The organism is Microbacterium sp. NPDC055599 (assembly GCF_053618975.1).
In genome coordinates, this window is sequence record NZ_JBSHIM010000005.1 from 13,904 (window position 1) to 33,029 (window position 19,126).

At 70.8% G+C, this 19,126-nt stretch carries 16 protein-coding genes; 3 read left to right on the forward strand and 13 right to left on the reverse strand.

Going from position 1 to position 19,126, the window contains the following annotated elements; translation table 11 throughout:
- Positions 1 to 22: 22 nt before the first annotated feature.
- The 3 genes from ACWGQ1_RS05775 to ACWGQ1_RS05785 form a co-directional block, all read right to left on the reverse strand.
- Positions 23 to 1,123 carry a branched-chain amino acid aminotransferase gene (locus ACWGQ1_RS05775; RefSeq protein WP_247981602.1) on the reverse strand — a complete coding sequence of 367 codons (1,101 nt, stop codon included), beginning with the start codon at positions 1,121 to 1,123 and terminating at the stop codon, positions 23 to 25.
- Between the two features lie 61 nt (positions 1,124 to 1,184).
- Positions 1,185 to 2,228 carry a 3-isopropylmalate dehydrogenase gene (locus tag ACWGQ1_RS05780; protein WP_452312529.1) on the reverse strand — a complete coding sequence of 348 codons (1,044 nt, stop codon included), beginning with the start codon at positions 2,226 to 2,228 and terminating at the stop codon, positions 1,185 to 1,187.
- Positions 2,229 to 2,311: 83 nt separating this feature from the next.
- Positions 2,312 to 3,847 (reverse strand): MFS transporter, encoded by a 1,536-nt coding sequence (locus ACWGQ1_RS05785; RefSeq protein WP_452312530.1) that lies wholly within the window; start codon positions 3,845 to 3,847, stop codon positions 2,312 to 2,314.
- A gap of 96 nt (positions 3,848 to 3,943) precedes the next feature.
- On the opposite strand from ACWGQ1_RS05785, the gene ACWGQ1_RS05790 reads away from it, so the two are divergent.
- Positions 3,944 to 4,486: a TetR/AcrR family transcriptional regulator gene (locus ACWGQ1_RS05790; protein WP_136034922.1), complete on the forward strand. Its 543-nt coding sequence runs from the start codon at positions 3,944 to 3,946 to the stop codon at positions 4,484 to 4,486.
- A gap of 61 nt (positions 4,487 to 4,547) precedes the next feature.
- Here ACWGQ1_RS05790 and serA read toward each other — a convergent pair whose 3' ends face one another.
- From serA to ACWGQ1_RS05805, 3 genes are all read right to left on the reverse strand, one after another.
- Positions 4,548 to 6,152 carry a phosphoglycerate dehydrogenase gene (gene serA, locus ACWGQ1_RS05795; RefSeq protein ID WP_136034925.1) on the reverse strand — a complete coding sequence of 535 codons (1,605 nt, stop codon included), beginning with the start codon at positions 6,150 to 6,152 and terminating at the stop codon, positions 4,548 to 4,550.
- Between the two features lie 148 nt (positions 6,153 to 6,300).
- Positions 6,301 to 6,636, reverse strand: coding sequence for a hypothetical protein (locus tag ACWGQ1_RS05800; RefSeq protein WP_136034927.1), 336 nt, complete (start codon positions 6,634 to 6,636; stop codon positions 6,301 to 6,303).
- On the reverse strand, positions 6,633 to 7,181 hold the full coding sequence (locus tag ACWGQ1_RS05805; protein WP_240753116.1) for a hypothetical protein: 549 nt from the start codon (positions 7,179 to 7,181) through the stop codon (positions 6,633 to 6,635). The genes ACWGQ1_RS05800 and ACWGQ1_RS05805 overlap by 4 nt, the downstream gene beginning before the upstream one ends.
- Positions 7,182 to 7,263: 82 nt before the next feature.
- Here ACWGQ1_RS05805 and ACWGQ1_RS05810 point away from each other — a divergent pair, with 82 nt between their 5' ends.
- Positions 7,264 to 8,205: a hypothetical protein gene (locus ACWGQ1_RS05810; RefSeq protein WP_452312531.1), complete on the forward strand. Its 942-nt coding sequence runs from the start codon at positions 7,264 to 7,266 to the stop codon at positions 8,203 to 8,205.
- Between the two features lie 3 nt (positions 8,206 to 8,208).
- Here the strand turns inward: ACWGQ1_RS05810 and ACWGQ1_RS05815 are convergent, their stop codons facing one another.
- A complete protein-coding gene (locus ACWGQ1_RS05815) occupies positions 8,209 to 8,871 on the reverse strand; it encodes an FCD domain-containing protein (protein ID WP_452312532.1) in 663 nt (220 codons plus the stop codon).
- Between the two features lie 74 nt (positions 8,872 to 8,945).
- On the opposite strand from ACWGQ1_RS05815, the gene ACWGQ1_RS05820 reads away from it, so the two are divergent.
- Positions 8,946 to 11,780 (forward strand): FAD-binding and (Fe-S)-binding domain-containing protein, encoded by a 2,835-nt coding sequence (locus ACWGQ1_RS05820; protein ID WP_136044569.1) that lies wholly within the window; start codon positions 8,946 to 8,948, stop codon positions 11,778 to 11,780.
- An 83-nt stretch (positions 11,781 to 11,863) separates the two neighbouring features.
- Here the strand turns inward: ACWGQ1_RS05820 and ACWGQ1_RS05825 are convergent, their stop codons facing one another.
- The 6 genes from ACWGQ1_RS05825 to ACWGQ1_RS05850 form a co-directional block, all read right to left on the reverse strand.
- Positions 11,864 to 13,213 carry an alpha-L-fucosidase gene (locus ACWGQ1_RS05825; protein WP_378803649.1) on the reverse strand — a complete coding sequence of 450 codons (1,350 nt, stop codon included), beginning with the start codon at positions 13,211 to 13,213 and terminating at the stop codon, positions 11,864 to 11,866.
- Positions 13,210 to 14,784: a M81 family metallopeptidase gene (locus ACWGQ1_RS05830; RefSeq protein ID WP_452312595.1), complete on the reverse strand. Its 1,575-nt coding sequence runs from the start codon at positions 14,782 to 14,784 to the stop codon at positions 13,210 to 13,212. Before ACWGQ1_RS05830 ends, ACWGQ1_RS05825 begins: the two co-directional genes overlap by 4 nt.
- A gap of 63 nt (positions 14,785 to 14,847) precedes the next feature.
- A complete protein-coding gene (locus ACWGQ1_RS05835; RefSeq protein WP_247981596.1) occupies positions 14,848 to 15,822 on the reverse strand; it encodes an ROK family protein in 975 nt (324 codons plus the stop codon).
- Positions 15,823 to 15,824: 2 nt separating this feature from the next.
- Positions 15,825 to 16,745, reverse strand: a complete 921-nt coding sequence (locus ACWGQ1_RS05840) for a carbohydrate ABC transporter permease (protein ID WP_136034943.1) — start codon at positions 16,743 to 16,745, stop codon at positions 15,825 to 15,827.
- Positions 16,735 to 17,640 carry a carbohydrate ABC transporter permease gene (locus ACWGQ1_RS05845; RefSeq protein ID WP_136034945.1) on the reverse strand — a complete coding sequence of 302 codons (906 nt, stop codon included), beginning with the start codon at positions 17,638 to 17,640 and terminating at the stop codon, positions 16,735 to 16,737. Before ACWGQ1_RS05845 ends, ACWGQ1_RS05840 begins: the two co-directional genes overlap by 11 nt.
- 42 nt (positions 17,641 to 17,682) lie before the next feature.
- Positions 17,683 to 18,942 carry an ABC transporter substrate-binding protein gene (locus tag ACWGQ1_RS05850; protein WP_136036744.1) on the reverse strand — a complete coding sequence of 420 codons (1,260 nt, stop codon included), beginning with the start codon at positions 18,940 to 18,942 and terminating at the stop codon, positions 17,683 to 17,685.
- Positions 18,943 to 19,126 lie beyond the last annotated feature (184 nt).

Genomic DNA, 19,126 nt, shown 5'->3' on the forward strand with positions numbered 1-19,126 from the left:
GCGGGGTCTTCGGAGGTGGGGATCAGGCGTCGAGGCGCACGAGCCAGCCGTGCTTGTCCTCGCGGCGGCCGTACTGGATGTCGGTCAGCTCCTCGCGCAGCGACAGCGCCAGCTCGCCGAGCGGCTGCGGCTCGTCGAAGCCGTCGCCGACCAGCGCACCGATCGGGGTGACGACAGCGGCCGTGCCGCATGCGAACACCTCGACGATGTCGCCCGAGGCGACGCCCTGACGCCACTCGTCGATCGAGATCGGTCGCTTCTCGACCGTGTAGCCGCGGTCTTCCGCGAGCTGCAGCAGCGAGTCGCGCGTGATGCCCTCGAGGATGCTGTCGGACTCCGGGGTGACGACGCGGCCGTCCTTGAAGACGAACACGACGTTCATGCCGCCGAGCTCCTCGACGTCGCGCTTCTCGTTGAGGAACACGACCTGGTCGCAGCCCTTGGCGGCGGCCTCGGCCTGCGGGAGGAGGCTCGAGGCGTAGTTGCCGCCCGTCTTCGCCTTCCCGGTGCCGCCCTTGCCCGCGCGGGCGTAGTCCTCCGAGAGCCAGATGCGCACCGGCTTCACCCCGCCGCTGAAGTACGCCCCGGCGGGGCTCGCGATCACGTAGTACGCGACCTTCTGCGCCGCCCGCACCCCGAGGAACGCCTCCTTGGCGAACATGAACGGCCGCAGGTACAGGCTCTGGTCGGCGCCCGACGGCACCCAGCGACCGTCGACGGCGATCAGCTCGCGCAGCGACTGGATGAAGTACTCGGTGGGCAGCTCCGGAAGCGCCAGACGGCGCGCGCTCGCCTGCAGGCGGGCGGCGTTGCGGTCGGGCCGGAAGGTGTGGATGGATCCGTCGGCGTGACGGTAGGCCTTGATGCCCTCGAAGATCTCCTGCGCATAGTGCAGAACCGACGCGGCGGGGTCGAGCGGGATCGGGCCGTAGGGCTGCACGCGCGGACGGTGCCAGCCGCCCTTGGCCGACCAGCAGATGTCGACCATGTGGTCGGTGAAGACGACCCCGAACCCGGGGTTCTCCAGCACCTCGGCGAGCCGCGTCGGGCTCGCGGCGTTCAGGTTCTTCGTCACGGCGAACTCCAGGGGAGCCACGCTCGTCTCGGCGTCGATCGTCGTCATGTCGTCATCCAATCCTCGTGGGTGGGCGCATCCTCGCGCCCTGTCAGCCTACGCCCGCCGTTCAGAGGCGGGCAGTGATCGCGGAGCCGATCTCCGCGGTGGTGCGGGCACCGCTGCGCGCGGCGATGTCCGCCTCGACCGCGGCGCTCACACGCGCCGACTCGGCCGCGAAGCCGAGGTGGTCGAGCAGCAGCGCGATCGAGAGGATCGCGGCGGTCGGGTCGGCCTTCTGCTGACCCGCGATGTCCGGAGCCGAGCCGTGCACGGGCTCGAACATCGACGGGAAGGCGCCGTCGGGGTTGATGTTCCCCGAGGCTGCGAGGCCGATGCCGCCCGTGACGGCGCCGGCGAGGTCGGTGAGGATGTCACCGAAGAGATTGTCCGTCACGATCACGTCGAAACGCGAGGGGTCCGTGACCAGGAAGATGGTGGCGGCGTCGACGTGCAGATAGTCGACGGTCACATCGGGGTGTTCGGCGGCGACCTCGTTCACGATGCGCTGCCAGATGGCGCCCGCGTGCACGAGCACGTTGGTCTTGTGCACGAGGGTGAGCTTCCGGCGGCGGCGCTTGGCGAGGCCGAACGCGTAGCGCACCACGCGCTCCACACCGAAGGCGGTGTTGACCGAGGTCTCGTTGGCGACCTCCTGCGGCGTGCCGACGCGGATCGCGCCGCCGTTGCCGACGTAGGGTCCCTCGGTGCCCTCCCGCACCACGACGAAGTCGACCTCCCCGGGGTCGGCGAGCGGACCAGGGGCACCCGGGAAGAGCTTCGACGGGCGCAGGTTCACGTAATGGTCGAGCGTGAAGCGGAGCTTCAGCAGCAGGCCACGCTCGATGTTCGCGTTCTTCAGGCGCGGGTCGCCCGGCGTGCCTCCGACCGCGCCGAGCAGGATCGCGTCGTGCGCCGAGATCGCCGCCAGGTCGTCGTCGGTGAGCGTGTCGCCGGTCTCGAGGAACCGGCCGGCTCCGAGCGAGAAGCGGGTCTTGTCGAACGTCACGTCGCTGTCTGCGGTGACGGCGTCGAGCACCTTCTCCGCCTCCGCGATGACCTCGGGACCGATGCCGTCACCGGGGATGACGGCCAGCTTCACGACACGCGACATGAGACTCCTTGCGCACTGCACGGGGGTGGACCGGCCGCGGCGCGACCGCGGGTCGTACAGGCCGGTCCCCCCCAGCGTAGTGGTCAGTGCGTGGGTGCCTTGCGCAGTGTGACGGCGGCGATCACCGCGGCGACGACCACGAGCCCGGCGCCGATCAGCGAGGTCACCGTCACCCCGGAGCCGAACGCGTCGGCGGCGGCCTGCCACAGCGCGTCTCCGAGCTGCGACGGGAGCTGCTGCGCCGCGGTGTACGCGCCGGCCAGCGTCTCCTGCGCCGCATGCGCGACGTCGGCGGGCAGCCCCTCCGGAAGCACGAGCGCTCCGCGGTAGAACGCCGTGATGAGGCCGCCCAGGATGGCGGTGCCGAGCACGGCGCCGAGCTCGTACGCGGTCTCGGACACGGCGCTGGCCGCGCCGGCCTTCGCGGCCGGAGCGCTGGAGAGGATGAGCTCGTTCGAGATCGTCTCCGCGGCACCGATGCCGATGCCGAGCACCGCGAACGCGAGGATCAGCGGCACGACACCGTGGTCGTGCGTCGTCATCGCCACGATCAGGTAGCCGACCACGGAGAAGACCAGCGCCGCGGGAATCAGCACGTGCGGCGGCACGCGACGCGAGATCGGCACGACCGTGAGGCCGGCCACGATCATCGCCGCCATGCCGGGCACGAGTGCGAGCCCGGCCATCATCGGCGAGAGCCCGAGCACGAGCTGCACGTGCTGCGACACGAAGTAGAGGAAGCCCACCAGGGCGACCACGCTGAGCAGGTTCACCAGGATCGCCCCGGAGAAGGAGCCCCTTCGGAACAGCGCCATGTCGAGCATCGGGACGTCGGAGCGGAGCTGACGCCGCACGAACAGCGCGCCCATCAGAAGGCCGAGCACGGCCCATCCCCCCGCGTACAGCGAGGGCCCGTCCACCGCGAACGACTTGATCGCGTAGACGACCGGGATCATCGCCGCCATCGACAGGGCGATGCTCAGCGGGTCGATGCGACCGGGGTGCGGGTCGCGGCTCTCGGGAACCAGCAGCGGTGCGCCGATCAGCAGCGGGATCAGCACCGGTACAGCGAGGAGGAACACCGAGCCCCACGCGAAGTGCTCGAGCAGGAACCCGCCGACGATCGGCCCCAGGGCCGCACCGGCGGAGAACGCGGACGCCCAGACCGCGATCGCCGTGCGTCGCTGATCGCGGTTCTGGAAGATCGAGCGCAGGAGCGACAGCGTGGAGGGCATGAGCATCGCACCGAAGAAGCCGAGCAGGGCGCGGGCGGCGATGAGGAGACCGGCCGTCGGAGCGAACGCGGCGAGGGCCGAGACCACGGCGAACCCCGTGGCTCCGATGAGCAGCAGCTTCCTCCGCCCGAACCGATCACCGAGCGTGCCCATGGTCACCAGCAGTCCGGCCAGCACGAGCGGGTACACGTCGATGATCCACAGCTGCTCGGCACCGGTAGGTGCGAGCGAGATCGAGATCTCGGGCAGGGCGAAGCTCAGCACCGTGTTGTCGACCGACACCAGCAGCACGGGGAGCATGAGGACGACGAGCGCCGCCCACCCTCTGGCGCCGACGCGCGGGGCTTCCGTCTCTGTCGTCGGGGTCGACGCAGTACGGCTCATGGAACACCTCTCAGACTCTCGGCGGCTCCGTTAGTGAACCGTCCGGCTGGTATAGTAACAGAGACCGGCCTCCCGTTTCCGAACAGAGGATGAACGATGCCCCGACCTCCCCTCGCCCGCGAGAAGGTTCTCGACGCCTTCGAGGCGATCCTCATCGACGAGGGCGAGCGCGCGGCCACGCTCGACGCGACGGCCAAGGCCGCGGGCGTCTCCAAAGGCGGGCTGCTGTACCACTTCCACTCCAAGGACGACCTCGAGGCCGGCCTCGTGGAGCGGCTCGACCACCTCACCACCCTCGACCTGGAGCGCATGAACGCGGCGGAGGAGGGCCCGGTCGCCTACTACGTCCGCACGTCGGTCATGGAGGACGACGCCCTCGACCGCGCCCTGATCGCCACGACCCGCCTCGCCCAGGGCGGCTCGGCCCGCGCGGCCGACATGCTCCGCGAGACCCGGCGCCGCTGGGCCGACACCATCCGCCCGCACGTGCGCGACACCGCCAGCCTCGACCTGGTGATGCTGGTCAGCGACGGGCTCTACTTCAACAACTCGCTCGACGTGCACGGACCCGAGCGGCTCGTCCCCCGCAGCGATGAGCTCGCCGACCTGATCGCCCTGGTCCTGCGCGCGACCGCCTGACTCGCGAACCGAAGAGGGGCGGGAGCGTCACGCTCCCGCCCCTCTTCCGTGGTGCTGCGGCTCAGACCTCGGTGATCTCGATCTGCCGGAACAGGTCGGCGTCGATCGCGTCGCGCACGTCGTCGAGCAGTTCCTCCGACACGGGCGAGTCCAGCGTCAGCACGCTGAGCGCCTGGTCGCCGGCCGCGCGGCGCGCGATCTGCATGCCCGCGATGTTGATGCCCGCCTCACCGAACTTCTGGCCGTACACGGCCACGATGCCCGGACGGTCGGTGTAGAGCATGACGACGTGGTGCTTCTCGATCGGCAGCTCCAGCGCGTGGTCGTTGATGCCGACGAGCTTCTCCGCCTGCTTCGGACCGGTCAGCGTGCCGGACACCGAGAGCTGCGAACCGTCGGACAGGGCCCCCGTCAAGGTGATGACGTTGCGGTACTCCTCGCTCACGTCGTCCTTGAGCAGGCGGACCGCGATCCCCCGCTGCTCGGCGAGGAGCGGAGCGTTCACGTACGACACGGTCTCGCTGACGATGTTCGTGAACACGCCCTTGAGCGCCGCGAGCTTGAGCACGCTGACGTCGTAGTCGTTGAGCTCGCCGTGCACCTCGACGTCGAGGCTCGTGAGCGGCGAGGTCGCGAGGGCCGCGAAGATCTGGCCCAGCTTCTCCACGAGCGAGATCCCGGGACGCACATACGGGTCGATCACGCCGCCGGCCACGTTGACCGCGTCGGGCACCAGGTCGCCGCCCAGCGCGAGTCGCACCGAGCGGGCGACCGAGACACCGGCCTTCTCCTGCGCCTCCTCCGTGCTCGCACCGAGGTGCGGCGTGACGACCACGTTCGGCAGGTCGAGCAGCGGACGGGCACTGCCGCCCTCCGCCGGCGGCTCAGACGTGAAGACGTCGAGACCGGCACCGGCGATCTCTCCAGCGACGAGCGCCTCGTGCAGCGCCTCCTCGTCGATCAGCCCGCCGCGCGCGACGTTGACGACGAAGGCGGTCGGCTTCATCGCCGCGAACTGCTCCGCGCCGATCATGCCCGTGGTCTCCGGAGTCTTGGGCATGTGGATCGTCAGGAAGTCGGACTCCGCCACCAGCTCGTCGAGCGACAGGAGCTGCACGCCGAGCTGCTGGGCGCGGGCGGACGTGACGTAGGGGTCGTACGCGACGACGCGCATGTCGAACGCCGCGAGGCGGGCGGCGACGAGCGCGCCGATACGTCCGAGCCCCACGATGCCGACCGTCTTCTCGAAGAGCTCGGCGCCCGTGAACGAGCTGCGCTTCCACTGCCCGGCGGCGAGCGAGGCGTGCGCGGCCGGGATGCGCCGAGCGAGGCTGAGGATGTGACCGACCGTGAGCTCGGCGGCCGAGACGATGTTCGACGTCGGAGCGTTCACGACCATGACGCCCGCCGTCGTCGCGGCCTTGATGTCGACGTTGTCGAGGCCCACGCCCGCACGCGCGACGACCTTCAGCTTCGGCGCGTGCGCCAGCGCCTCCTCGTCGATGCGGGTCGCCGAGCGGATGAGCACCGCGTCGGCCTCGGCCAGCGCGGCGAACAGGGCCTCGCGGTCGGTGCCGTCGACGTGGCGGACGTCGAAGTCGGGGCCGAGCGCCTCGATCGTGGCGGGAGAGAGTACTTCGGCGATGAGCACGACGGGCTTCGGCACAGTGGATCCTTCGGGGCAGCGCGACAGGCGGGAGGGGCCGATGCGCCGCACACCGTCGGGGGCGCGATCGCGACAACTCTACCCGAGCCGCCATGCCGCTCCGTGCCGTGTGACGCCGCGCAGTCCAGCTCGACCGGTGGCGTCCGGGTCAGGCGCTGGGGAGCGTGAGGCTGAGCGCGAGCAGACTCATCCAGAAGACGGCGACGATGCCCAGCCCCGCGAGGAACACGAGGGCGAGCTCGCCCACGCGCCGGCGACGCCCGATCGCAGAGGCGAAGCCGAACACGATCAGGGGGAAGACGACACCGAACAGCAGCACGGCCCAGCCCGCACCCGTCAGACCGGTCTGCGCCATCGTGATCAGATGCGCGACCGCGTTCCACACCGCGTAGGCGTAGAACAGCCCGGCGAGGACGATGACGGTGCCGGCGAGCCAGCGCGGCGATCCGGACGACACCGCCGATGCGTTCTCCGACGAGCTCATGATCCGACCACCCCCACCGTCACGAACGGCCACGGCACCAGGAGCACGACCCCGGCGAGCAGCAGGGCGACCCGCACCCACGCGGCCCTCCCCCGCGTGAGGACCCACGTCGCGAGGAACCACAGCGCGGGCGCCGCGATCGCGAGCACGAACCAGGGCAGGAACATCGCGTCGGCGACCAGGAACGAGGCGAGCGGTTGCAGCCGCAGCCCACCGACGACCCAACCGACCGAATAGAGGAGATACACCCCGCCGACCACCCCGACGAGCAGGAGCATCGCATTGCTGAGTCCCGCCGGCGCCTCGTCGTCGTCGGCGGCGACGGACGCCGCGGGCGCCGACGGCGGTGCCGCCTCGGTGGGCGGTGGAGACGCGGGGGGTCGCGTCGTGGGCGCGACCGCGGCGCTCTCCGTGGTCGTGGCGTGGTGAAGAGGCGGCTCGACGGGCGGGGCCGCGTTCTCACGTCGCCGCGGGCGACCGGTGCGATGCGACGCCGTGTCGTCGTCGCCCTCCCAGCTCAGGGCGTCGTCGGAGTCGGAGGTCATGCCTCCAGCGTAGGACACCCCGTCCACTAGGATCTTGCGTGCCCTGGCCGGTGCGGTCGGGCCTTCGGGGGAAGGGATCAACGTGGCCGAGAGCGACGACAGGAACGCCGGCACGGACAGGAACACCGCCGCGAGCACGGAGCCACCGGCGGGGTGGACGCCGAGCGCCGCGGCGAAGACGACGGCGATGCGCTTCCGCTGGATCGCGGGCGCGCTGTGGGCCCTCGCGATCATCGGCGAGGGCGTCGGGATCTTCTGGCTGCTCCGCCAGCGCGTCTACGTCGGCGAGGACGGCACGCTCGTGCGCGACCCCGACACGGGTCTGCTGGAGGAGCAGGGCGTCACGGCACAGTTCCCGCAGTGGGCGTTCATCGCCCTGCTCGTGCTGCTCGTCGTGATCGCGGCCCTGTCGATCACGGGCTCCGTGCTCTGGAAGAAGGCGAACCGGCTCGATCCCGCGCGGAAGGCGGACAAGACCCGCTTCTTCGTGCAGAACCAGCTCGGCGCGATCATCGCGATCGTCGCCTTCCTCCCGCTCGTGATCCTGATCTTCCTGAACAAGGACATGGACAAGGGGCAGAAGACGACGGCCGGCATCGTCGGCGTCGTCCTGGCCGCACTGGCCGTGTTCGTCGGCGTGGACTTCGCCCCGCCGTCGGTCGAGCAGTACACGGCCGACCAGTCGACCGTGATCCAGCTGCTCGGCAAGGACGAGGTGGTCTGGGTCGACGGCGGCAAGGTCTATCACGTGTGCGACGAGGTGCCCGCGATCCAGACGGGCAGTGAGATCCGCACCGGCACGACGGCGCAGGCGATCGAGGCGGGCAAGATCCGCCTCACGCTGCAGTTCGCCTCGGAGCTGCGCACGTGCGGCCTCGCGGTGCCGGAGAACGCGGACGAGATCACGGAGGCGCTGCGCGCGATCCAGGACGGCGCAGTGGACACGCCGCTGCCCGCGCCGGTGTGGGCGGACCCGGCGGATGCGCCCATCCAGATCGAGGACGCCCCGGCCAACGTGGGCTGACGCTCAGTCGCGCCCGAGCGCCTCGACCAGTCGCTCCTCCGCGGACGCGAGGTGCGCCCGCAGCAGCTCGGCCGCTTCGTCCTCCGCACCCGCGGCGACGGCATCGAGCATCTCCCGATGCTGTGCTGCGATCTCCTCCGCGTTCAGCAGGCGCCGCCCCTGCACCTGCGCCATGCACAACCGGACCTCGTCGAGCACGCTCCGGTACATCCGTCCGGTCCGCTCGCTGTGCAGCGCATCGATCAGCGCCGTATGGAAGCGCAGATCGGGGTCCACGGTCGCCGGGTCGGGCCCCGGTCCCATCGTGAGCAGCTCCGCGTTCGCCTCGACCGCGGCGGCGGGCACTCTGCGCGCCCGTGCCAGCTCCCGAAGCGCGGCGCTCTCCAGGCGGGTGCGCGTGCGGTAGACGTCGCGCACCGTCGCCTGGTCGATACCCACCACGCGTGCGGTGCGATGTGCCGTGCGCACGAGCAGGCCGCTCGCGACCAGCTGTTCGATCGCCGCCTTCGCGCTGGGCCTGGCCACACCGAAGGACTGCGACACCGCGGCCTCGGTGAGCGGCTCGCCCGATCGGATCTCACCGCCGAGGATGCGCGCGCGCAGCTGGGCGGTCACCGCATCGACCACGCCGACGACGCCGAGGCCGCGGTCCGTGGGGATGGTCATGGCCGTCAGCCTAGCGAAGCATCCGGTCATCGGTACACTTGTCAGACAATCTTGACCCGGAGCAGAGGAGCACCGTGCCGACCACCATCGCCGAACCGCTGGACCACGAGCTGCTCGGGCCGGACACCGAGGTGCATGCCCGGTCGATCGACCGGTTCGCCCGCGCCCACGACGCCTCCCACTATCTGCTCGTCCCCGATGCCGTGCTCTCCCCCGCCGACGCGGCCGGCGTGGCCCGCGCGTTCGGCGCCGTGCGCGCCGCCGGACGCACCCTCACCTTCCGCTCCGGTGGCACGAGTCTCTCCGGACAGGGGGTGAGCGGCGACATCCTCGTCGACACCCGCAGCCACTTCCGCGACATCCGGGTGGAGGACGACGGCGCCGCCGTCCGCGTCGGGCCCGGCGCCACCGTGCGTCAGGTCAACACACGGCTCGCCCGGTACCGCCGCAAGCTCGGGCCCGACCCGGCGAGCGAGATCGCGTGCACGATCGGCGGCGTCGTGGCGAACAACTCCAGCGGCATGGCCTGCGGCATCACCGAGAACTCGTACCAGACGATCACGTCGATGACGCTCGTGCTGCCCAGCGGAACCATCCTCGACACGGGCCGTCCCGACGCGAACGAGGTGCTCCGCGCCGCCGAGCCGGCGATCGCCGACGGCCTGCTCGCCCTGCGCGCGCGGTTGCTCGCCTCCCCCCAGCACGTGGCCTTCCTCCGACAGCAGTTCTCCATGAAGAACACCATGGGCTACGGCCTCAACGCCCTGCTCGACTTCGACGACCCCGTCCGCATCCTGGAGCACCTCGTGATCGGCTCGGAGGGCACGCTCGCCTTCGTCGCCGAGGCGCGCTTCCGCACGATCGAGGTGCGCCCCGCGATCGCGACCGGGCTGCTCGTGTTCGAGACGCTGTCCGCCGCCATGTCCGCACTGCCCGACCTCACCCGTCTCGGTCTCGCCACGATCGAGCTCCTGGATGCGGCGTCGCTGCGCGTGGCCCAGGGGCTGAGCGATGTCCCGGCGGCGATCGCGGAGATCGACGTGCGGGGGCACGCCGCCCTGCTGGTGGAGGTGCACGCGGCCGACACCGACGCCCTGGCACTCGCGAGCGCTGCCGCCCAGTCGCACTTCGACGCCCTCCCCCTCGCCGTCCCGCCGCGACTCACGACCGATGCGGCCGAGCGGGCTGCGCTGTGGCACGTGCGCAAGGGCCTCTACACCGCCGTCGCCGGTGCCCGCCCCTCCGGCACGACCGCGCTGCTGGAGGACATCGTGGTACCGGTGCCCCGGCTGCTGGCCACGTGCGAGCGCCTGATCGAGCTGTTCGCGGAGCACGGCTACGAGGGCTCCGTCATCTTCGGTCACGCGAAGGACGGCAACGTGCACTTCCTGCTCAACGAGCGCTTCGACGACCCCGACAGCGTGGCCCGCTACCGCCGCTTCACCGACGACCTCGTCGAGCTCGTCCTCTCCCAGCAGGGGTCGCTCAAGGCCGAGCACGGCACCGGTCGCATCATGGCGCCGTTCGTCCGGCGGCAGTACGGCGACGAGCTCACCGACCTGATGTGGGAGCTCAAGCGACTCATCGATCCGGACGGCATCCTCAACCCCGGCGTGGTGCTCTCCGACGACCCCGACTCCTACCTGCACGACCTCAAGCGCGTTCCCACGGTCGAGAGCGAGGTGGACCGCTGCGTGGAGTGCGGGTACTGCGAGCCCACGTGCCCGAGCAAGAGCATCACCCTCACCCCGCGGCAGCGCATCGTGCTGCGCCGCGACATGGCGTGGGCCGAGGAGCAGGGCGACACCGAGCTGCTGCGCGACCTGCGCGCCGACTACGACTACGACGGCGTGCAGACCTGCGCCGTCGACGGCATGTGCGGGGTCGCGTGTCCGGTCGACATCAACACGGGCGACCTCGTGCGGCGGCTGCGGGCCGAGCAGTCGAACGCGGTCGAGGGCGCCGTCTGGGGCACCGCCGCGAAGCACTGGAGCACCGTCACCCGCGCGGGCGGCGTGGCCCTCACGGTCGCGGACGCCCTCCCCGCCCCGCTCGTCCGCGGCGTGACGCAGCTCGGACGCGCTGTGCTCGGCGCCGACACCGTGCCGCTGTACGACGGCGGACTCCCCCGCGGCGGCTCGAAGCCCGATCGACCGGTGTCACCGCCCGACGCGCAGGCCGTGTTCTTCGGCGCGTGCATCGGCACGATGTTCGGCGCGGAGGACGGCGGCCACGGATCCCGTGATGCCCTGCGCCACCTGCTCGACCGGGCGGGGATCGCGGTGGTGATCCCGGAGGAGAACGGCGGGCTCTGCTGCGGCACCCCGTGGAAGTCGAAGGGACACCTCGACGGCTACCGGCTGATGTCCGACCGGGTGCTGGCGTCGCTGTGGGAGGCCAGCCGTCACGGCGAGCTCCCCGTGGTGTGCGACGCCGCGTCGTGCACCGAGGGGCTGGATGTGATGCTCGCCCAGTCCGTCGCGAAGGATCCGCGCTACGCGGGACTGCGCATCGAGGACGCCACGACCTTCGTCGCCCGCGAGGTGCTGCCGCGGTTGAGCGTGCCGGCGAAGCTCCCCTCCATCGCGGTGCACCCCACCTGCTCGACCACGGCGCTCGGGGCGACCGGGGCCCTGACGGAGATCGCTGCCGCCGTGGCCGACGACGTGTTCGTGCCCGAGGGCTGGGGCTGCTGCGCGTTCGCGGGCGACCGCGGCATGCTGCACCCCGAACTCACCGCGAGTGCGACTGCGCAGGAGTCGGCCGAGGTCGCGGCCGCTGACGGGGAGCGCGGGGGCTTCGACGCGTTCGTGTCCGCCAACCGCACGTGTGAGATCGGCATGACCCGCGCCACCGGGCGCCCCTACCGGCACGTGATCGAGGTGCTGGAGGAGCTCACGCGACCCTGAGCCGCGCGGGGCGATGGAAGCGGACGAGGGCTCCGGTGCGCGACACCGGAGCCCTCGTCGTTCGCATCGTGCGGGGTGGCTGCTCAGACGCCCTGGGCGGACAGCACCGCGACCGGAGCGGGCTGCAGCCCCGGCGGGATGGTGGCGACAGCGCCGGAGCCGTCTCGCGACACCTCCGCCTCCGAGCCGTCGCTCCAGCGCAGCGTGGCGTGGTCGAGCTCCGCGGGGAGCTCGATGCGGCCGGCCGCGGGGTCGAGCGCGTGGACGTGCACGGCACCGGCCGAGGTCGTGTAGCGGCGCGGGGCCCCGGCCTGCTCCCCCATCCGGATCCATGGCCGCGTTCCGTAGACGGCGTCGCCGTTCGCGTCGAGCCACGACCCGAGCTCGCGCATGGCCCGGCGCTGCAGCTCGGGGATCGAGCCGTCTGCCGCGGGGCCGACGTTGATGAGCAGATTGCCGTTCTTGGCCACGACGTCGACCAGCAGGCGGATCAGGGCCGCGCCGGACAGGGAGTGGCGCTCGTCCTCGTCCTGGTTGAAGCCGAACGAGTAGCCGAGTCCGCGCGTGGACTCCCACGGCTCGGGGATGATCTCCGGGATGTCCGTGTACTCGCGCGTGAGGAAGCCGTGGTACGGCACACCCCAGCGGTCGTTCACGACGCCCTCGGGCACGGCATCGAAGTAGCGGCGCAGCAGCGCGGCGACCGCGTACTCCTGGTCGCCCTTGCCGCCGTCCGGCCACTCGATGTCGTTCCACAGCACATCCGGCGCGAAGCGCTCGACGAGCTCCTCCAGCTGGGCGGCCGAGTATCGCGCGAAGTGCTCGTCGTTGCGGCGGAACCGGAACAGGTCGGTGTCGGACTCGATCGCCGGGAAGTCGCTGACGTGCCAGTCGAGCGCCCCGGAGTAGTACACGCCGAACTTCGCGCCAGCGCGACGCGTGGCGTCGTGGAACTCGGCGATCAGGTCGCGCCGGGGCCCACGCGCGACGGCATTGAAGCCGGTCGTCGCGGTGTCCCACAGGCAGAAGCCCTCGTGGTGCTTGGTGGTGGGCACGATGTACCTCGCGCCCGCGCCCACCAGCTCTCCGACGAACGCGTCGGCGTCGAACGCGGCGGCGTCCCAGCGGTCGGCGAGGTCCTCGTAGGAGGTGCCGGGGCCGTACAGGCGCTGGTGCCGCTCCCACGTGGGGCTCCCCGCGATGCGCACCGTGTTGCCGTACCACTCCGCGTACTGGTGCCACGCGTAGGCGTCCTCCGTGGGGATGTTGACGCCCTCGCCGTGCTGCACCGCCCACGCCGGCACCGAGTACAGGCCCCAGTGCACGAAGAAGCCGAGCTTCGCGTCGCGGTACCACTCCGGCACACCGTTCGCGGGGTACACCGGTGCCGCGGAGCCGAGGTCGGGCCCGGTGCGCTTCTCGAAGTTCATCATGCGGGGGTCTCCTCTGCGGGGGTGGAGTCGACGGGCGTCTCCTCGGCGTCGCCGCGGCGGACGACCGTCGCGGTCAGGTCGGGCGTGCCGGTGGTGTCGAAGGGGTAGACGCCAGGGCGCAGACGGTGGTGGCCGAGGCGCAGCAGGTCCTGGTCGACGCCGCCGGGCGTGAGCGCGAGCGTCCAGTCGGCGGCGAGCTCGTACAGCTCCGGCTCCAGGTAGCCGATCTTCACCACGACGATGTCGGCCTCGGTGGGCTCGAGGCCCAGCATCCGGAAGTCCGAGAGGTGGTGGAAGGGCTTGCGGCGCTCGGTCACGATGGCGTGCAGGCCGCCGACCGCGATCACGGCCTGGGTGCCCGCGTCGGGGTCGCCGTGCGTGATCGAGAAGACGGTGCCGCGGATCGTGACGGGCCCGTGCGGACCCGGGTCGACGCGGGCCCCCGCCTCGAGCTCGACCTCGGCGCCGACACCCGCTGCGACCGCCCGCGCGACGGCCTCACGGTCGAAGATCGACGCGACGAGGGTCGTCTGGCTCCCGTCGGTGAGCTCCGGTCGCTCCAGCAGGCGCGCGAGCGTCCAGGTCACGTCGCCCGCTCCCCCGGCGGTGGGGTTGTCGCCCGAGTCCGAGATGACGTACGGCCGGGCGGCTGCGGGCGCGAGCGCGCGGTCCAGCGCCTCGTCGAGCGTGCCGGTCTCGGCCACGAACACGAAGTCCTCGCGCGCGTCCCAGAACCGGCGGGCGACGCGCTCGGCCTCCCGGGCGATGAGCTCACGGTCGTCGCCGGTGACCACGACGTAGGCCTGGCAGCGCGGCTCGTCGGCCCACGCGTACCCGATCCAGACGGACGCGTCGACCACGCCGGGCAGCGCCTCGATCGCGGGCAGCTCGGCGTAGATGCCGCGCGCCGGTTCGAGCCGCGTGCTGGTCTTCTCACCGGGCAGCAGCACGGGGACCGGCACCCAGGCGGTGAAGGGCCGTCGCGCGAGCGGGTCGGCGCCGTGCGGCCCGCGCAGCCGGTCGAGCAGGTTCCACACCGCGCGCTCCTTGGTGTTGAGCCAGTCCTCGTGCGGAGCCATCCGGTAGCAGGTCAGCAGGTCGACCGCATCGCGCAGCACCTCCGACACGTTGCCGTGCAGGTCCATCGACGTGGAGACGAGCGTGTCGGGTCCCAGTGCCTCCCGGACGGCACGGGCCAGGTCGCCCTCGGCGTCGTCCATGCCCACGACGCTCATGGCGCCGTGGATGTCGAAGAAGAAGCCGTCGAAGGGCCCGTGCTCGCGAATGCCGTCGAGGATCGCGTCCTTCATCCGCCGGTACGTCTCGGGGTCCACGGCACCGCCGGGCAGCGAGCGGCCGTGCGTGAGCGGAACCCACTCGGCGGCCTCGGCCAGCTCGCGCCCCTCGTCGAGGAACGGGTAGTAGGCGCGGAGGTCCGCGCCGGTACGGATCGTGAAGGCCTCGTCGCCGGAGATGTGCGGCGAAAACGTGCTGGACTCGATCGAGATGCCGGCGATGCCCACGCGGGGCTTCGGCAGGCCGCCGTCGGCGACGGGCGGCAGCGGGCCCATCCAGATCTCGTGGGCGTCCTGGGGTGCGGTCACCATGCGATACCTCTCATCCGTGGAGTCGATTCAGAGTGGGGGTGCGGGGGCGAGGGCCCGACGGGCGGTCTCGATCGCTCCGAGGGCGACCGCATCGGAGCCCAGCTGCGCCGGGACGATGCGCAGCGGGATGCCCGACACCGGCGAGTCCGTGCGCAGGGTCGCCTGGATCGCGGGTTCCAGCAGGTCCCACGCCGAGGCGACGCCACCGCCCACGATCACGGTCGGCAGGTCGAGCAGGGTCGCGGCGCTCGCACTGGCGAGGGCGACCGCGCGACCGGCGGCGGCGAACACGGCGAGGGCGTCCGCGTCTCCACCCCGAGCGAGGGCGGCGACCGCCCGGGCGTCTGCCGCTTCGCCGCCCGTCCGCTCGCGGTAGCGCAGGGCGATGGAGGTTCCGGAGGCCAGCGTCTCCAGGTGCCCTGTCTGCCCGCAGGTGCACACGAGCTCGCTGTACCCGGGGGTGTGTCCGATCTCGCCCGCCGCACCGTGGGGCCCGTGGTGGAGCGCGCCGTCGATGATGACGGCTCCGCCCACGCCCGTGCCGAGCATCACGCCCAGCACGTCGCGCTCGGTGCGGCTCAGCGCGGCCGCTTCTCCGAGCAGGAACGCGTTGACGTCGTTCTCGACGCTGACCGGCACGCCCAGGCGTCGTCCGAGCTCGTCCGCGAGCGGGAATCCCGCCCAGCCGACGAACGTGGCCGAGGCCGCCCGCACGGTGCCGGTCTCGTGGTCGATGACGCCCGCGGCGCCCACGCCCGCTGCGGCGAGCGGCACCCCGGCCTCGCCGGCGAGTGCCCGGACGAGGCCCGCCGCGGCATCGGCCATGGCCGCTCCGCCCAGGGCGGCCGGGGCCGGCACGCTGCCGCGGGCGACGACGGAGCCGTCCTCCCCCACGACGAGCGCGGCGATCTTGGTGCCGCCGATGTCGATCCCCGCCAGCCCGGTTCGCGGACGCGGTCGACCGTCGATGGGCACAGTGGTGCCCTGTCCCTGACCGATCATGCTCAGCGTCCGCCCAGTCCTGCCATCGCGATGCCCTTGACCAGGTGCTTCTGCAGCACGATCACGAGCACGGTGGTCGGGATCATCGAGATGATCGCCGCCGCCATCTGCAGGTCCCAGCGGGTGCCGGTGAGACCGGCGAAGCTGGCCAGTCCGACCGGCAGCGTGCCGTGGGCGTTGTAGTCGACCGTCACGATCAGCGGCCACAGGTAGCTATTCCAGAAGGACAGGAACGTGAACACCGCGAGCACGGCGACGGCCGACTTCGACAGCGGGAGGATGATCTGCAGGAACGACCGGACGGGACCGGCGCCGTCGACGCGTGCCGCCTCCTCCAGCTCATAGGGGATCCCGCGGAAGAACTGCCGCATGAGGAAGGTCCCGAAGGCGCCGAACGCGAACGGCAGGATGAGCGCCTGGTATGTGTCGACCCAGTTGAACCACTGCATGACCTGGAACATCGGGATCACGAGCACCTCGGCCGGCACCATGAGCGTGGCGAGGAAGAGCACGAACACGGCGTCGCGCCCCTTCCACCGCAGCCGCCCGAACGCGTACCCGGCGGTGGTCGAGACCACCAGCACGACCAGCGTGCCGCCGACCGCCACGATGAACGAGTTCATGATGTACGTCAGGAACGGCCCGTAGGCGAACACGTCGACGAAGTTGCTCCAGCGGATCTCCGAGCCGACGAGCGTCGGCGGCATGGAGAACATCTCGGAGTTGGGCTTGAGGGCCGAGAAGAACGCGTACACGAGCGGCGCGATGAAGATGAGCGCGGCGATGTAGATGCAGACGTGCGCGAGCACCAGACGGAGGCGGGCACCCGGAGTCGTGGAGGCTCCGCGAGCCTTCTCGCGCTCGCGCTCGCGGTCGCGGCGCGGCGCGGGGCCGGCGGGGCGGACGAGGGTCTCAGTGCTCATAGTGCACCCACTTCTTTTGCGCGGCGAACTGGAGGCCGGTGATCGCGATGATGATGGCGAACAGGATCCAGGCGGCGGCGGCTGCGAGGCCGAGGTCGCCGAACGTGAAGCCCTGCTCCCAGATGTACATCACGAGCGGCTTGGTGGCGTTGCCCGGGCCGCCGCCGGTGAGCATCTGCGGCTGCACGAACACCTGCAGCGAGGTGATCATCGTCATGATGGTGGCGAAGAAGATCGACGGCGAGATCATCGGGATGATGATGCTCCACACGCGGCGGAAGCCCTGCGCGCCATCGATGCTGGCCGCCTCGAGCACGCTCTCGGGGAGCTGTTCGAGAGCCGCCGAGAAGATCAGCATGTTGTAGCCGAGGCCCTGCCAGACGCTCATCACGACGACCATGATCATGGCCCAGGAGGGATCGGCGAGGAAGTTCGGCAGCTCGATCCCGAACCAGCTGACCGAGAGGCCGTTGAAGAGGCCCTGCGGCTGCAGCATCATCTTCCACACCAGCACGTTGGCGACCATCGGCGTCACGACCGGGATGAAGAAGAGCACGCGCAGGGCGCCGCGACCGCGGATCCGCGGTCCGAGTCCGAGAGCGAGCACGAGCGAGAGGGCGACGCTCAGCGGCACGTACAGCAGCGTGTACACCGCCGAGTTCCGCAGCGCCGGCCAGAAGTCGGGGCTGCTGGTGAACAGCTTGACGTAGTTGTCCACCCCGTTGAAGGTCCGCTCGCCGAAGGTCGGCCAGTCGAAGACGCTCATCACGATCGACAGCCCGACGGGCACGATCGTGAACAGGGCGAGGCCCACCAGGGCCGGGCTTGCGAAACCCAGCGCCTGGCGGCCCTCGACCTTGGCGAGCGATCCTCGACGTGTCGTCGTGATCGTCATCTCTTGTCTTTCTCTGTTACTGCTGCGGCGGCCGGAGCCGGGTCACTCGCCGAACTGCGCCTGGGCGTTCGACAGCAGCTCCTCCATCGTCATCTGGCCGTTGTAGACGCTGACGAGGTTGGGCTGGATGTAGCTGTCGAGCTTCTGCCAGCTCTTGGTCATGTACAGCGGGACGGTGTCGGCGAACGCGGCCTCGAACACCGACTGCACCTGGTCGCGGTACTGCTCGTCGATCGACTCGAAGTACAGCGGCTGCGAGGAGGTGCGCGCGGGGTACGAGCGGCCGGACGACGCGATGTAGTCCTGCGCGTCCTCACCCACCAGCGAGCCGAGGACCTTCAGCGCGGCCTCCGGGTTCTTGCAGTTGGCGGCGATGCCGTAGCCCGAGCCGAGGATCGGTCCGGGGTTGCCGTCGACGCCCGCGGGCAGCGGCACCATGCCGGCGGCGAAGCCGGACTCGTTGTTGAGGTAGCTGACCGCGTTCCAGGTGCCGTCGACGGCCATGGCCGCGTTGGCGCCGGTGTACTGGTTCTCGCCCCAGCCGGTGTCGGAGGCCGAGGCGACGGGCGCCGCGACCTTCTGCTCCGTGACCAGCCCGGCGTACCAGGTGGCCGCGTCGACGAACGCGTCGTCGTCGATGTGCAGCGTGCCGTCCTCGGAGGCCGGCTGCGTGGCGGAGTACGCGATGGGCATCGACATCCACTGGTAGCCGCCCATGCCCATGCCGAAGCCGTACTTGCCGTCCTTCGTGGCGTCGGCGGCGATCGCGGAGAAGTCGTCGAACGTCCAGCCGATCTCCGGCGTGGCGGCACCGGCGGCGGTCAGCATGTCCTGGTTGTAGTAGACGAGCATGGTGGCCACGTCGAACGGCACGCCGTAGACCTTGCCCTCGAAGCTGAGGATGCCGTCGGCGCTCGGGTTGAACTCCGACCAGTCGATCCCGGCCGTCTCGAGGTCCTTCTCGCTCAGCTCGCGGAAGCCGCCCGTGTAACCGCCGAGCTGCGCGCCGCTCATCCCCGTGATGCACGCCATGTTGCCGCTGGCCATGTTGGTCGTCAGCTTCGTGAAGAAGTCGCTCCAGGGCGACGTCTGCAGCTTGATGGTGATGTCGGGGTTCTGCTTCTGCGCGAACTCGATCTGCGCCTCGAGCGCATCGACGTCGGACTCGCTGCCCGCCCACATGTCGACGACGATGGTGTCGCCGTCGGCGGAGCCTCCGGAGCCGCCCGTGCTGGCACAACCGGTCATCGCCACGGCGACGCCCGTGACAGCGGCGACAGCCCCCACACGCAACTTCTTCATTGAATGCCTCCTGAGAAGGGAAAGGTTATTTCGCGGGTCGAATTAACCTAATAGGATTTCGTATGAAGTGAGGCTTTCATAGTTCGGGGAGTGCCGCAAGCTGAACATCCGATGTTTATCGGACGGTGATACGGCGTCACCTCCCCGAAACACGACACTCCCCCGCTACGCTGACGATGCTCCG